Origin of the sequence: Algihabitans sp. (genome assembly GCF_965226985.1) — a bacterium.
Classification (GTDB): domain Bacteria; phylum Pseudomonadota; class Alphaproteobacteria; order Kiloniellales; family DSM-21159; genus Algihabitans.
Genome location: NZ_OZ245712.1, coordinates 84586 through 98567 on the forward strand (window position 1 = coordinate 84586; position 13982 = coordinate 98567).

General features: G+C 65.5%; 15 protein-coding genes. 3 read left to right on the forward strand and 12 right to left on the reverse strand.

All coding sequences use genetic code 11. From position 1 onward, the window contains the following. From ACO054_RS00405 to ACO054_RS00415, 3 genes are all read right to left on the reverse strand, one after another. A complete protein-coding gene (locus ACO054_RS00405) occupies nucleotides 1-645 on the reverse strand; it encodes a DsbA family protein (protein WP_421708466.1) in 645 nt (214 codons plus the stop codon). A 163-nt stretch (nucleotides 646-808) separates the two neighbouring features. After that, nucleotides 809-1339, reverse strand: a complete 531-nt coding sequence (locus ACO054_RS00410; RefSeq protein WP_421708467.1) for a DUF721 domain-containing protein — start codon at nucleotides 1337-1339, stop codon at nucleotides 809-811. After that, entirely contained in the window at nucleotides 1336-1821 is a 486-nt protein-coding gene (locus ACO054_RS00415) for a hypothetical protein (RefSeq protein ID WP_421708468.1), read from the reverse strand. The genes ACO054_RS00410 and ACO054_RS00415 overlap by 4 nt, the downstream gene beginning before the upstream one ends. A 277-nt stretch (nucleotides 1822-2098) precedes the next feature. On the opposite strand from ACO054_RS00415, the gene mutY reads away from it, so the two are divergent. Next, entirely contained in the window at nucleotides 2099-3184 is a 1086-nt protein-coding gene (gene mutY / locus ACO054_RS00420) for an A/G-specific adenine glycosylase (RefSeq protein WP_421708469.1), read from the forward strand. 69 nt (nucleotides 3185-3253) lie between these two features. Here the strand turns inward: mutY and ACO054_RS00425 are convergent, their stop codons facing one another. The 7 genes from ACO054_RS00425 to ACO054_RS00455 form a co-directional block, all read right to left on the reverse strand. Beyond that, nucleotides 3254-4066 carry a class I SAM-dependent methyltransferase gene (locus tag ACO054_RS00425; RefSeq protein WP_421708470.1) on the reverse strand — a complete coding sequence of 271 codons (813 nt, stop codon included), beginning with the start codon at nucleotides 4064-4066 and terminating at the stop codon, nucleotides 3254-3256. A gap of 87 nt (nucleotides 4067-4153) precedes the next feature. After that, nucleotides 4154-5179, reverse strand: coding sequence for a site-specific DNA-methyltransferase (locus ACO054_RS00430; RefSeq protein WP_421710400.1), 1026 nt, complete (start codon nucleotides 5177-5179; stop codon nucleotides 4154-4156). A 424-nt stretch (nucleotides 5180-5603) separates the two neighbouring features. Continuing rightward, nucleotides 5604-6578: a DoxX family protein gene (locus tag ACO054_RS00435; protein ID WP_421708471.1), complete on the reverse strand. Its 975-nt coding sequence runs from the start codon at nucleotides 6576-6578 to the stop codon at nucleotides 5604-5606. Between the two features lie 60 nt (nucleotides 6579-6638). Continuing rightward, nucleotides 6639-7031, reverse strand: a complete 393-nt coding sequence (locus ACO054_RS00440; RefSeq protein WP_421708472.1) for a hypothetical protein — start codon at nucleotides 7029-7031, stop codon at nucleotides 6639-6641. A 159-nt stretch (nucleotides 7032-7190) separates the two neighbouring features. After that, a complete protein-coding gene (locus ACO054_RS00445) occupies nucleotides 7191-7808 on the reverse strand; it encodes a ribonuclease HII (protein WP_421708473.1) in 618 nt (205 codons plus the stop codon). Between the two features lie 45 nt (nucleotides 7809-7853). Next, on the reverse strand, nucleotides 7854-8942 hold the full coding sequence (locus ACO054_RS00450; protein WP_421708474.1) for a PA0069 family radical SAM protein: 1089 nt from the start codon (nucleotides 8940-8942) through the stop codon (nucleotides 7854-7856). Between the two features lie 38 nt (nucleotides 8943-8980). Beyond that, the gene (locus ACO054_RS00455) at nucleotides 8981-10054 is read right to left on the reverse strand and encodes a phosphotransferase family protein (RefSeq protein WP_421708475.1); all 1074 of its coding nucleotides are present in this window, start codon (nucleotides 10052-10054) and stop codon (nucleotides 8981-8983) included. A 30-nt stretch (nucleotides 10055-10084) separates the two neighbouring features. On the opposite strand from ACO054_RS00455, the gene ACO054_RS00460 reads away from it, so the two are divergent. Beyond that, on the forward strand, nucleotides 10085-10834 hold the full coding sequence (locus ACO054_RS00460) for a TIGR04283 family arsenosugar biosynthesis glycosyltransferase (protein WP_421708476.1): 750 nt from the start codon (nucleotides 10085-10087) through the stop codon (nucleotides 10832-10834). Then, nucleotides 10834-11454 carry a TIGR04282 family arsenosugar biosynthesis glycosyltransferase gene (locus ACO054_RS00465; protein WP_421708477.1) on the forward strand — a complete coding sequence of 207 codons (621 nt, stop codon included), beginning with the start codon at nucleotides 10834-10836 and terminating at the stop codon, nucleotides 11452-11454. The genes ACO054_RS00460 and ACO054_RS00465 overlap by 1 nt, the downstream gene beginning before the upstream one ends. Here the strand turns inward: ACO054_RS00465 and moaB are convergent. After that, nucleotides 11414-11968, reverse strand: a complete 555-nt coding sequence (moaB, locus tag ACO054_RS00470; protein ID WP_421708478.1) for a molybdenum cofactor biosynthesis protein B — start codon at nucleotides 11966-11968, stop codon at nucleotides 11414-11416. The genes ACO054_RS00465 and moaB overlap by 41 nt on opposite strands. A gap of 99 nt (nucleotides 11969-12067) precedes the next feature. Continuing rightward, the gene (locus ACO054_RS00475) at nucleotides 12068-13828 is read right to left on the reverse strand and encodes a lytic transglycosylase domain-containing protein (protein ID WP_421708479.1); all 1761 of its coding nucleotides are present in this window, start codon (nucleotides 13826-13828) and stop codon (nucleotides 12068-12070) included. Nucleotides 13829-13982: the final 154 nt, after the last annotated feature.

A 13982-nucleotide genomic window follows, 5' to 3' on the forward strand; every position in this document is an offset into this window, starting at 1 on the left:
TCAGGCTTGGCCGGCTGCCTCGCGCAACGCCGCATCGAAAGTTTCGTAATCCATGGCGCCGGCGATCTTCTGCGTGCCTGCGAAGAGCGTCGGCGTCGAGTTGACCTGCAACTGGTCGCGCGCGACCACCACGGCCTCCAGAATACGGTTGGCAACTGCTTCGTCCTGGATGCACTCGTTGAAACGCTCGGGCGAGAGACCGGCGAGCTGGGCGCGTTTCTGCAACTCCTGCAGCGGGTCCTCGGCACGGGCCCAGGCGGCCTGCTCGGCGAAGAGCATGTCGAGGTAGGCGAAATAGGCCTGATCCCGCTCGATGCACTCGGCTGCCATGGCCCCTGCCAGCGCCAGGCGATCCAGCGGGAAATGCCTGAAGACAATGCGGGCGCGGCCGTTGTCGACCCACTCGGTCTTGATCTGCGGCAGGGTCTGCGTGTGGAAGCGCGCGCAGTGCGGACAGGTCAAGGAAGAATAGTCGATCAGCGTCGCTGGCGCGTCGCGGTCGCCCAGCACGCGCTCGTCGGCGCCGATCGCCAGAGGATCGGACTCCTGAGCGTGAGTCGGGCGGATACCGATGAGGCCGCCGGCACCCGCGCCCGCGAGGACCGTCAAACCACCACCGAGCTGCAGGATTTGCCGTCTATTCATTTTCCACCTACTAGATGTTGTGAGGCTAGCCAGGGTCTCCAGAGTCCGCAAGTCCGCAGATATCCACAGCAGTGGACTCTCTACCTGACGGCTGGCTTTCATTTTACTTCGCGCTTGAAGGTGGTGGCATCCCCTCAAGGGTGCCAGCCCAGTCACGAAGCTGTCAGTTATCCGCGGCGACGGCGCGGGCCAGACGTTCCAGCGCACCGCGCAGCCGGTCGTCCTCGATTTCCGCCGTCGCGGCTTGGATATCGGCCTCTTCCCGCGCAGTTAGCCGGCGCGGTCGTGGACGCTGCGGTTCGGCGGTTCGCGGAATCGGTCCCTGTCGCAGCGCCAACCGCGCGATTGCCGACCAGCCGAGATAGCCGTTGATGCGCTCGATCACCTGCCGGCTGCTGTGCTGCAGTTCGGGTGCGAAGCTCGGCGCCACCAGAAGGTGGAGAGTTCCGGCGCGGCGACCCGACTCGGGTGACTTCGGACCCGCGAATCGCAGTCGTTCCGGCCGGGTGTTGAGGGCGGTCTCGTGATCGACGATCCGTGCCCACTCCAGCAACAGAGTTGCCTCCACGGCGCTGTGGGTTTTCAGAAGGGGGCGCGTGATGGCGTTCAGTGGTCGGGCGACGGCGGTCAGACCGCTGCCGCGTTTGCGCCCGACGCCGGCCGCGCGCCTTTTCTTGGCCGATTTCCCCGTCACTGAGGCGTCCGCTCCAGGACTTCGCCGCTGTAGGTCTCCAGTTGCAGCAGGTAGCGGATCCCCTCCTGCCCGGTGGCGACGGTCTGGTAGCTGCCGCGCTCCCAGGTGATCGGCCCGATCTCCCGATAGCCCTCCGCCCGGAGCTTACGGCGCAGTTCGTCGAGCGGAAGCGCCGGGCCGGTAACTTGAGGCATCCCGATCACGGCACCGGTCTGGCCGTCCAGGTGCAGCCTCTGACGGCCCTCCGCGCTCTCGACCTCCGCCACGTAGAGACCGCCGTCCCGTTCCAACTCGAAGACTTGAAGGCCGCGCGTTTCGAGCTGTGTGGTGATCTGCTCCTCGGACAGCAGCTCCGACTGCCTTTCCGGTATGCTCGAGGAGGGGCCGACGCCGGCCAGACCCCACATCAGAACGCCGCCGAGTAGGATCATGCCGAAGATCAGCCCCAGGCGAAGCAGAACGCGCGAGGCGGTGGGAGACATCGGTCCTTCCCCTTAGTCCTCTCAAAGGGCGAATCACAGCTTGCCGCTGTCGCTGCAGCTAGAGGTAATGCTGGGCAGGTCCCTTGTTAAAGCCCCTAGCAGCGAAGCAGTGTAGGAGAAGCGGCGAACGCGCACTATGTCGTGCCGCGTCGGGGTCGTGCCGCGTCGGGGTCGTGCCGCGTCGGGGTCGTGGCGCGTCTGACGGCATCCGCGTCTGTCGTGCCACGGGAGTTCGGGAGCAGAGCAATGCAACGCAAAACCGGTGGCGGCTGACGCCGTGGATGCAGCTGCCGCCGACCAAACAAGTGAGGGGATCGTCCCTGAAGCCGTGCAGCGCCGCCTGCTGGACTGGTACGACCGCCACCGGCGGCGCCTTCCCTGGCGCGCTCTGCCGGGCGAGACGCCCGATCCCTATGCGGTCTGGCTGTCGGAGATCATGCTGCAGCAGACTACGGTGGCGGCGGTCAAACCCTACTTCGAGGCCTTTCTTAACCGCTGGCCCCGTGTGGCGGACCTGGCAGCGGCCCCTCAGGAAGAGGTGCTGACGGCCTGGGCGGGGCTCGGCTACTACGCCCGGGCGCGCAATCTCCATGCCTGCGCGAAGGCCGTGACCGAACGGCACGGCGGACGCTTTCCGGACTCCGAGTCGGCACTGCGCGCCTTGCCTGGCATCGGGCCCTACACGGCCGCCGCCATCGCTGCCATCGCCTTCGACCGCCCCGCGACGCCGCTGGACGGCAATATCGAGCGCGTGACGGCACGCCTCTTTGCCGTGACTGAGCCCTTGCCGCGCGTCAAACCGACGCTGCAGGCTCTGGCCGCCACCCTGACGCCACAGGCGCGCCCCGGCGACTTCGCCCAGGCCAAGATGGATCTGGGTGCCACGGTCTGTTTGCCGCGAAATCCCAAGTGCCTGCTCTGTCCTTTCGAAGACCTCTGCGCGGCCCGGGCCGCCGGCTTGGCCGAAGAGCTCCCGCGCAAGGCGCCCAAGGCCGCCAAGCCAACCCGCCGCGGCGTTGCCTTCTGGCTGACGCGTTCCGACGGGGCCGTCCTGCTGCGGCGGCGCCCGCCCAAGGGCTTGCTCGGCGGCATGACGGAAGTCCCCTCCAGCGACTGGACGGAGACCGGGCCGGGCGAAGGCGCCGCGGTCGGTGCTGCTCCGGCCCAGGTGTCCTGGCAGGCGCTGCCGGGCATCGTTCGCCACACCTTCACCCACTTTCACCTTGAGCTGACGGTCTGGAGTGGCCGGGTCGAGGAGAGTGACGGCGTCGAGGGCTTCTGGGTGTCGCTGGAGGAACTCGGCGCCGCAGGACTGCCCAGCGTCATGCAGAAAGTCGCGAAGCACGCCATCAAGGGGGCTTGAGAAGCGCGTCAGCTCACTCAGACGAAGATCTGCAAAGGTTCGAGGCTCAACTCTGTCCAAGTGCCGAGTCTAGTTCTTCACGGCATGCAGATACAGGAAGATCGGGGCGTGGCGGCGAATCCGGCTGAGGCGAGGATAGGCTGCGACCATTGCCTCTGTGGGCCGCGGTTCCCGTAGGCGTTCAAGGCGGAAACCGGCGGCGCTAAGGCCGTTTATGTAATCCTCAAGCCGGTAAGGCAGACGTGCGGAAACGAAAGGACGCATTTCCTTTTGCGGCTGACTGCCGGCTCCGTCTTGCTTGCCCGATTTGAAGCTCCATTCTTCCCAGATAGCCTGGTCGTTGAAGTAGTCGGCGACCACCAAACCCTGTTCGTCACCGTTCGCATCGTGCAACCAGCGGAAACCAGGCGTGACGAAACAGGGGTGCAGGACGCTCAGGCAGAACCAGCCGCCTGGTCGCAGTACCCTGAAAGCCGCCTGCGCAGCACTCTCGAAGCCTGGGCTGTCCATCAGCGCCATAGTCGATACCGCAGCGTCGAAGCAGGTATTTGGAAAGTCATCCAGACTGACGTAAGAGTTGACGCGATAGTGGATGCCAAGCGGCTCTTTCGCCTCGGCTGCCCGAGCGGCGTCTATCATGCGGGTGGAGATGTCGATTCCCGTCATCGTCGCGCCTTGCCGAGCGAAGAGGCGTGTGTTGCGCCCCTCGCCACAGCCGAGGTCGAGAACAGACTGCCCAGTCAATTCAGGCAAGAAGGCCAGGAACGAGGGGTTGTTGTAGGCTTCACGATAGAGATCGCGGCCGGCACGAACTTGCTCGACCCAGGCCGTAGCATTTTCGTCCCAGGCTTTAGACACCTCTGTTTCGTCGATATCCGCCATTGATGTGTCTATAGCCCATGGTCCCGGCTAGATCGATGGCGGAGCATGAGCCGAGTTCCTAATAGCGGGCTTAGACAGAAGCAGATTCTAGTTCAGTTGCGCCCGCAGCTTCTGGCGCAGCAGGTCGATGGGCACGGCCTTCCCCTCCACGTCCAGGTGCCAGAAGGTCCAGCCGTTGCAGGCTGGGGCGCCCTGGACGGCGGCGCCGACCTGATGGATCGACCCGCGGTGGTCTGCCGAGATGAGGGTGCCGTCGGCGCGGACTTTGGCGATCCAGCGCTTCCCGGGTCCGTGCAGGATCGTGCCGGGTTCCAGCAGACCGTTCTCGACCAGCCAACCGAAGGGAATGCGCGGCTCGGCCCGTTTTTCCTGAGGCTTGATCAGATCGGGGTCGGCGACCGGCACGACTTTCGCGATGCGCTCGCGCGCGACCTCCGCATAGCCTTCCTCGCGTTCCAGGCCGAGCCAGCGGCGACCCAGACGCTTGGCGACGGCTCCGGTGGTGCCGGAGCCGAAGAAGGGGTCGAGCACCAAGTCCCCCGGCTTTGAGGAGGCCTGGATCACTCGGTAGAGCAGCGCCTCGGGCTTCTGGGTCGAATGCCGTTTCTTGCCCTCCGCATCCCGCAGCCGCTCGCCGCCGCCGCAGATCGGCAGCAACCAGTCGCTGCGCATCTGCAGATCGTCGTTCAGCGCCTTCATGGAGGCGTAGTTGAAGGTGTAGCGGGCCTCGGCCGACTTGGCGGCCCAGATCAGGGTTTCGTGGGCGTTGGCGAAGCGGGTGCCGCGGAAGTTCGGCATCGGGTTGGTCTTGCGCCAGACCACGTCGTTCAAGATCCAGTAGTCGAGATCCTGCAAGGCCGCTCCGACGCGGAAGATGTTGTGGTAGGTTCCGATCACCCAGAGCGTGCCGTTCGGTTTCAGCACCCGGCGCGCTTCGCCCAGCCACGCGCGGGTGAAGGCGTCGTAGCTCGCCAGGTCGTCGAAGCGGTCCCAGGCGTCCTCGACACCGTCGACACGCGAGTTGTTCGGCCGGTGCAGTTCGCCGCCGAGCTGCAGGTTGTAAGGTGGATCGGCGAAAACCAGATCGATCGAGGCGTCGGGCAGGGCGCGCATCAGCTCGATGCAGTCGCCGACCCGCACCACGCCCGTCTCCAGCGTCGCTGCGCGATCCGCTCCGCGTCGTGCGGCTTGCTTTTCCGCCGCATCCTTGCGCCGTGTCGCCATCCCGGTCTTGCCCCCGACTGTCCCGTTTCTCGCGACCTTTGCTTGCCCCGCCGGCCCGCGAAGCCGGCAAGGTGAGTCGACGGCGGTGGCGGGTCAAGCAAGAAAAGTCAGAAAAGAGTCATTGGACTCAGGGCGTTGCCAAATTGTCCTCGTTTGGTTTCTGAAATGCATGCGCCGTTTCAGGAGCAGGATTGGCTTTACCGGAGAAGGGCAGTCTTCGGCCGCAACCTGGAAGCAGGACATCGAACAGGAAGGCCGCCAGCTCCGGATCCAAGCGCGGAGCTGGCGGCCCGCCGCCGCTAGGCTTGCGCGGTCAAGCTCGCGTCACCTCCCGTCGTTCTCCGAAGATCAGATCCTTCGGTGCCTTGAAGAGGTCTCCAAGCCTGAAAGCTCGACCGCCTGAAAAGTAGATGAGTAGGAAAGAGGCGGCGACGAAGGCGGCCTCCCGTTTGATCGCGTTCAGATTATCCCAGAGCGACCTGTCCAAGCTCATCGCGCCCAGGCAGTAGACCGCCAGAACAACCAGTGCGCCGAAAGCGGCGAGGCGGACGGCGTGACCGGAGGCGAGGAGTACGCCGATGGCGATCAGCAACAGGGGCAGGCCGCTCCAGGCCTTCACGTGATCCAATCCGTGGAAGGCACCGCCCGCGAGAAAGACGACGGCGACGGAGAGGCGCAGCAACAGACCGTTGGTGCCCCATCCGAGAAACTGCGAGGGCGCACCCCGGTTCATCAGGCGGCCATCCAGGCTCCAGCGTCCCGATCCCATCATCGCCAGAACGAAGCAGATCCCGGACAGGCCGATGTCGCGGATCTGTACGATCATCGCCGGGGTCAGGTAGGTGCTCTCTTCAGGTCTCAATCCAGGCGTGGTCAAAACGGGAAGTGCCGCGACGAAGGACCACATCATGAGCCCGAACAGGATCGCCAGCGGGCGAACGAACAGCCCCAGAACCAGTGCAAATCCGGCGATCAGCTCGAAGGCCGAAAGGGCGGTCAAAAACATCCAGGGCGTGAGCAGCCCTCCGTCGAACAGATAGTCTTGAAAGAAGGCGTTGATGTAACCGTTGGGGGCCGTGTAGCGCGCCACCAGGTCGCCAGCGCGTTCGGGTGAGATCAGGCGAGACAGCTTCCACCAGCCACCGATCACGAAGACGGTGCCGAGACCGATCCGCAGATAGAGGGCCACCTGATCGGCCTGATCTTTAGTGAGCGTTTCGGGGCCGGGGCCTCGAAGGGCTTTCCCGCCAGCCAGACTGTTTGCGATGTCCGATAAGGAACTCGTCATGAGAGTCTCCAAAGACTGTATGAGGTTAGATGTCCTGCACCGCTGTCGGTGCCGAGATGTCTAAGCTCCAGTCTTCGGCGGACCTGGATCCAGATCGTGGTCAAGTCCCCGCGAGAAACGGGCGGTGACCGGAAACTTCAAGAGGCCGTAAATCGAGAGGCCTGCGGTTTTTGCGGCTGTCGCGGCGATCAAAGAACAGGCCGCACCGCAGGGAACCACTGTAACGGCGCAGAGGCCGTCGCAGGCGGTGCCGCCCCTGTCGGCCCGGGAGTCCGGACCGGATCCGTCCAGGTCCTGCATCTCGGTAGCAAGCGTTTGAATGGCTGCCGGGTAGGAACTCTGAAACGGCCCGTCAGCCACGGCAGTCGTGAAGGCGCCTGCCACGCCGGCGTTTATCAGGGCCGTGACAACCACGATGGCGTAGACGATGACCTGTTGCAGAGCTCTCGCCATGATTTAGATCTCATGCCTTCACTGCTCGATTTCATATTAGGGCGCGGCGTCGAAGAACAATCCGTCCAAAGGAATGATTGGCTGCGATCACGGAGGGTTGAAGGCTTCGCGGTCCGACGTCTTTGTCTCGCGAAGGCGGCGGCCAGGCCCAACTCGCTCTCAGACCGTTTCCAGAAGAAGGCGGATGGGTTTGAAGCTTCGGCGATGCTGCGCGCAGGGACCGAGGCGCTGCAGGCCGCTCCGGTGTTCGGCGGTGCCGTAGCCGACGTTGCGCTCCCAACCGTAACCGGGATGACGTTCGGCCAACTCCGCCATCTCCCTATCGCGCGCAACCTTGGCGACGATGGAGGCGGCCGCAATGGAGAGGCTCAGGCCGTCGCCGCCCACCAGGGCCTCGGCCGGACAGGGCAAGCTGGGCAACCGGTTTCCGTCGACCAGCGCGGCGTCGGGAGTCTCGGCCAGCCCGTCGAAGGCGCGCTGCATGGCCAGATGGCTCGCTTGCAGAATGTTGAGAGCGTCGATCTCGGCAACCTCCGCTCGGCCGACGGAAACCTCGGCCAGCTCCAGCAGGCTTGCCGCCAGCTCCACTCTCAGCGCGGGCTTGACCTTCTTGGAGTCGTCCAGTGCGGCGCGCAGCCTTGCGGGCAGGCGTCGCGGCAGGATCACCGCCGCGGCCACTACGGGGCCCGCCCAGGGGCCGCGGCCGACCTCGTCCAAACCGGCGATGCGTCTCCCTTCACCTGCGCCCAGAGCGGTTTCGCGCCGGTCGTCCGGCATCCCGTTTTCCCTCTTCGAGCCGATCGTAACAGGGGGCAGCCAAAATCAGAAAAGCGCGAGCTGGTCAACGTCCCTGCGCGGCGGACGGAACAGGCTGGTGTCCAGCTCCCAACTGCGCCTGTTCAGCCCCAGGCGTTTACAGGCCAACTCGAAGCGCCTTTTGAGCACGAAGGCATAGGGGCCTTCGCCGCGCATGCGTTTACCCCAGGCCGCATCGTAGAGTTTGCCGCCCCTGGCGCTGCGGATCTGCTCCAACACTCGCGTCTTGCGATCCGGTGCGTGGGTCTCCAGCCATTCCTCGAACAAGGGACCAATCTCCTGCGGCAAGCGCAGCAGCACGTAGGACGCCGCTTCGGCGCCGGCCTCGGCCGACGCTTCGAGGAGGGCTTCCAGCTCATGGTCGTTGAGGGCCGGGATCATGGGTGCTGTCAGGACAGTCACGGGTACGCCGGCCTCGGTCAGGCGCCGGATCGCGGTAAGCCGTTTCGGCGGACTCGAGGCACGCGGCTCCAGCGCACGCGAAAAGGCGCGGTCCAGGCTGGTGACCGAGATGCAGACCCGCAGCAGCCGCTCTTCCGCCAGCGGTGCCAGCAGATCAAGGTCGCGCAGTACCAAGTCGGACTTGGTGACGATGCCGAAGGGGTGCTTCGCCTCGGCCAGTACCTCGACGATGCGCCGCGTGATCCGCAACTGCCGTTCGATGGGCTGATAGGGGTCGGTGTTGGCGCCAAGCGCCAGGGTGCTAGGCCTGTAGCCCTTCTTCGAAAGTTCCTGGCGCAGCAGTTCCGCCGCCTCGTGCTTGGCGAAGAGCTTGGTCTCGAAGTCGAGGCCTGGCGAGAAGCCCAGGTAGGCATGTGTGGGGCGGGCAAAGCAGTAGACACAGCCGTGCTCGCAGCCTCTGTAGGGGTTGACCGAGCGGTCGAAGGGTACGTCCGGCGACTCGTTCCGGGCGATGACCTTCCGGCTGCTGTCCGGCAGGATTTCGGTCCGCAGCGGCGGCGCTTCTTCGGTCTCTCGGTCGAGGCTACCCCAGCCATCGTCCATCCGCTCGCCGGTCAAGCGTTCGTAGCGGCCAGTGCGGTTGCTGACCGCCCCGCGGCCTTTGATCGGCGTCTTCGAAAGCGCTTGCTCCATGGTGATCATGATATAGACAAAACAGGAACAAAACAAGCCTATCGAAGCAGATCCTCCAGTCTAGGCGAGTCCAACCACTCTCCGCGCAACCGCCGCACGACGGCCGGGTCGAGGTAGTGGCGCGTACGCTCCTCGACATGGGCGATCAGGCCCGGATCGCTGCGGCCTGCCGCCCAACCGGCGCTGTTGTCTTCCGTAATCTCGGCTCGGTGCTCGACGCGCCAAAGGGCGCACCAGGTCAGCGCCCTCAGCAGGAGCAGGCGGCGCAGCGGCAGCAGTGTGGGCGCAACCAGCGCGGCCCGCTCCGGGCCGGCCGCGGCCAGGTAGCGTCGGTAGAAGTCGACGATCTCATCCGGTGCGAGCGTCGCCGAGGTTGCAAGATCCCAGGTGGTCGAGCTGTAGACGGTCGCATGGGCAAGGTCGATCGCGGGTGCGCCATAGAGTGCCTTCTCGAGGTCGACGATCACGGCTTCGGGTCCGGGTGTCCTCCTTATGAGGAAGTTGCCGGGGTGGGTGTCGGTCAGAACCAGGCTGCGCGGCTGGGCTACTCCTTTTTGGGTGCCTGTATAGGCGCGCGCCCAGTCGAGCTCCTCTTCGAGCTGTCTGCGGGTTTCGCCGGCTACCTCTGGTCCGTCCAGATAGAGGGCTTGGGTTTCGATCTCCCGAAGAGCGCCGGCGACGGGATCCCTGTGGTCCTCGAGCGGCGGCCGTTTGTCCTGCGACGGCAAGGGCAGGGCATGTACCGCCGCCATGGCCACGGCCAGAGCCGGCAGATCCTCGGGTAGATGTGGCGGCCGTCCCTCGATGTATTCCACCACCAGGGCCCCCATCGGCAGACGTGGGCCGGGCGGCAGGCTGGCGCGCAGTTTCGGGCCGTGACCGCTAGCGCTGACTCTCGCGAAGCAGGCGGCTTGATAGGCCAGATTCTCGGCGGCGGTGTAGCCGCGTTGGCTCTGCTTCGGAACGCGCAGCAGCCAAGGGCTGCCGTCGATGCGGTAGTGGTCGTGTGCGAGGCCGCTGTCGAGAAGCGGCAGCAACTCTCCCGTCAATTCTGGGCAGGCTTCGGCCAGAGCGGACTTCAAGCTCTCGTTATCGGCAAGCGGCTTGGGCATGGCGCGCTCGCCAAGTAGCATGGCCGCGTCATGTCGACCAGCGCCGCATCGCAGAGACCTCTTGCCGGCACGTACCGGACGTCAGCCGGAGCCGAGGCACCCGCGCTCGACCGGTTGTCCGTCGTTGTGCCGACGCTGCAGGCTGGCACGGTTCTGTCTGGTACCTTGGAAGCCTTGCAGCCGGGCGCACCGGGGCAAGTGATCGTGGTCGACGGCGGTTCCCGCGACAGCACACCGCAGATCGCAGAGCAGGCAGGGGCGCAGCTGATCGCGGCGGAGCGCGGTCGCGGAGGCCAACTTGCCGCTGGCGCGCGGGCTGCTGACGGCGACTGGCTGTTGTTCCTGCACGCCGACACAAGATTGACTGCCGACTGGCCACTGGCGGTGCAGGATTTCATCGCTCAGACCGGCGAGGGGTGGCGGGCCGGATGGTTTCGCCTGGCCTTTGACGATCGGAGTTCGGCTGCCCGGCGAGTTGCCGGCCTGGCCAACTGGCGGAGCCGTCGCTTGGGACTGCCCTACGGCGATCAAGGGCTGGTGATCCCCCGCAGCTTCTATCAGGCTCTGGGCGGCTACGGCCGGCAGCCGCTGATGGAGGATGTGGAGCTGGTGCGTCGCATCGGGCGGCGACGGCTGGTGGAGCTGCCGGCGATGGCCGTCACCTCGGCCGAGCGCTACCGACGCGATGGCTGGCTGCGGCGGCCGGCGACGAATCTGACCCTGCTGACGCTCTACTTTCTCGGCGTTCCGCCGACCCTGCTGGCGCGGCTCTATCGTTGATGCGCAACCGTTTGATCGTGATGGCGCGGGCACCGCGCTACGGGGTGGGGAAACGCCGTCTGGCCGCAGGAGCCGGCGAACTGGCGGCCTGGCGCTTCCAGCGAATCAATCTGTCGCGGCTGCTGCGGCGTCTCGGCCGGGATCCGCGCTGGCAGCTTTCGGTGGCCGTCACCCCGGATGACGGGGCCTTGCCGCGAGACGCTGGCCGGATCGCACGGCAGCCTCAGGGCCGGGGCGATCTAGGCGCGCGAATGGGGCGGGCGCTGTCGGCAGCGCCCGGCGGACCGACAATTCTGATCGGTGCCGATATTCCTGCTATTTCCCCGGCAGAGATCGCGCGTGCGTTTCAGTTGCTGGGCGGCAACGACTGGGTGTTCGGGCCAGCCGAAGACGGGGGCTACTGGCTGATCGGGGCGCGCCGCCGTCCTCATCTGCGGTTGCCTTTCGCGGGCGTACGCTGGTCCCATCCGGACACCCTGGCCGACACGTTGGCGAACCTGAAAACCAAGCGGGTCGCTTTCGTGGCCCAACTGGCCGACGTAGACGAAGTCAGCGACTTGCGAGGGCTGGATGTCGGCGTCAGCCGGCTTGTTTCAAATGCTCCTGCAGCCGCGGCATGAGTTCGACCAGATTGCAGGGCCTGTGACGGCTGTCGAGCTGCCACCGCAGGATCTCGTTCCAACCGTCCTTGCAGGCGCCGGGGGAGCCGGGCAGAGCGAAGAGGTAAGTTCCGCCGGCGACGCCGCCGAGCGCGCGCGACTGGATAGTCGAGGTGCCGATCTTACCGTAGCTGACCCAGCGGAACAGCTCGCCGAAGCCCTCGATCTCCTTTTCCATCACCCGTTTGAAGGCTTCCGGTGTCACATCGCGGCCCGTCACGCCTGTGCCGCCGGTAGAAATAACCACGTCTATGCCTGAGTCTGAGATGCAGTCCCGCAAGTAGACCTCGATCAGATCGGCTTCGTCCTTGCGGATTTCGCGCCGAACCACCCGATGTCCAGCTTCTGCGATCAGCCGCTGGAGCGTATCGCCGGAGCGGTCCTCCTCCAGGCTGCGGCTGTCGGAGACGGTCAGAAGGGCAACGTTGACCGGCAAGAAGGGAAGAGTCTCGTCGAGGCGGTGGGGTGCATCCATGCTGAAGCTCCTTTTCGCGCCCGCTCGAACTCTGACAGCGCCCCCCGGGATCGGGAAGGCTGGCGGTTGCCGCCTGGGAGCCGCTGCAACGAGCGCGTTCTAGTCGAGCTTTACATAGATCGGACGCACACCCGCCGCCAAGGCCTCCAGCGAGGGGGCGGGCTGACCGAGGCGCGCGCGATAGATCCAAAGGTTGGTCAGTACGCGCTCGATAAAGGTCCGCGTCTCCAGCGACGGCAAGGACTCGATGAAGAGCAGAGGGTCATCAAGCGGTGCTCCGGCCTCCTGGAGTCGTCGCTGCCATTTGCGCAGGTTGCCGGGGCCGCCGTTGTAAGCGGCAGCGAGACGGAAGAGGTCGTTGCCCGTCTGCGTTTCGTCCATCAGATGCAGCAGATAGCGTTGCGCAAGATCCAGGTTGAACGCCGGGTCGAACAGCCTGGCCCGACCGCTGTCTTTCAAACTGCTGTCGCCGGAAATGTAGCTGGCCGTGGCTGGCATCACCTGCATCAGACCGCGGGCGCCGTAGCGGCTTTCGGCATCGGGGTCGAAGGCTGACTCCTGACGCATCAGGGCGTAGAGCAGCGCGCGGTCGACTTTCCAGCCGCTTTGCGGTTCCCAAGGCGGTATCGGGAAGAGGGCAGCCGTCACGGCCGGATCGCTCGCCTCGGTCGGTGTCTCGTCCAGGTGGCTGGCCAGACGGTAGGAAAGACCGGGGATTTGCGCACGCTCCGTCAGGGCCAGAAGGGCGCGCGCGGTGTCGCGGTCGCGCCAGCCCTCCAGCATCATCAACTCGGCTTCCGCCAGATCCCGGCGACCGACCTGCAGCAAGGCCGCCGCGCGCAAGACGCGGGGTTGCTCCATCAGTCGCGCAAGGCCGTCCCGTGAAATCACAGGCCGTTCGAAGGCGACGCTGGTGTTGAGGCCTAGCGCCGCGCCCGCAAGCAGGCCGTAGAAGGTTCGTGAATGTTCCGAGGCTGTACGCAGCCATCCGCTCATTTCACCGGGGCGGCGAAGGCGCAACGCGCTGCGTGACGCCCAGAACCCGCCGGCGGCCTGCATCCAGCCGCTGACATGTTCGGCTCGGGCCAGGCTGGCGAAGCGTTGGTAGGCCGTCTCGATATCGCCGCTGCGCCACGCTGCAAGGCCACCGACCCAGAGAGAGACCGGCGCCTTGTCACCGCCCAGTCTGACAGCCGTGCGTGCGGCCGCCATGGCCTCCTGATCGTGGCCGAGGTAGAACCAGCCGGCGGCGACACGGCTGAAACCCTGGGCACGTTCTACGTCATCCAGAAGCCTTTTGACATCTCCGCGATTGAGGAGTTTTTCCGTCGCGGTCAGCCGTTGCTTGGCGACATTCCGCCGGATCTCCCTCTTGATCTCCGAAACGCGGTCGCGTTCGCTCGCGGTCCTTTCGCGCGGCGAAACATAGCGGAACAGAGCAGATCCGTTCCCGCCCAGAGAGATGCGCCTGCCCTCCGGTGCGCGCGGCGGTGCGGCCTCCGCCGTCTTGCGGCTGAGGGCCAAGCGATGGATGCGGTCGGCATCCGGAAGGTCGGCGTAGGAGGCGAGCCAACGGCTCAACTCTTCGTAGGAGGAGCGATAGGCCGTGGGATGCAGATAGCGTTGAAACTGAAGGTGGCCGAGCAGCCGGCGATCTTCCAACTGCGCAATGGCCTGGTCCGCTTCGTCCCAGCGGCCGTCTTCCTGCAACACGAAGATCTTGCGGTACCGTGCGGCATCTCGCGCTGAGAGCACGCGCGGCAGACCGCGGCTGTCGAGCCCGGTGATCCGCGGCAGGGCGGCCGTTTCCGTCTCGGCAGCACTGACCTGCGCGGCCACGGCGCCGGCGCCGACCGTCACAGCCACTAAAATGCCACACGAAAAAATAAGGCCCCTTAAGAGGCCTGTGTTGACCCTTTGACCCAAGACCCGCGTCCCCAAAGTTGCGATCTTAATGGTATCTTAATACAAATAGGGCGTTCCGGCCACCCCGGCAACGGTTGCACAGGGCAGC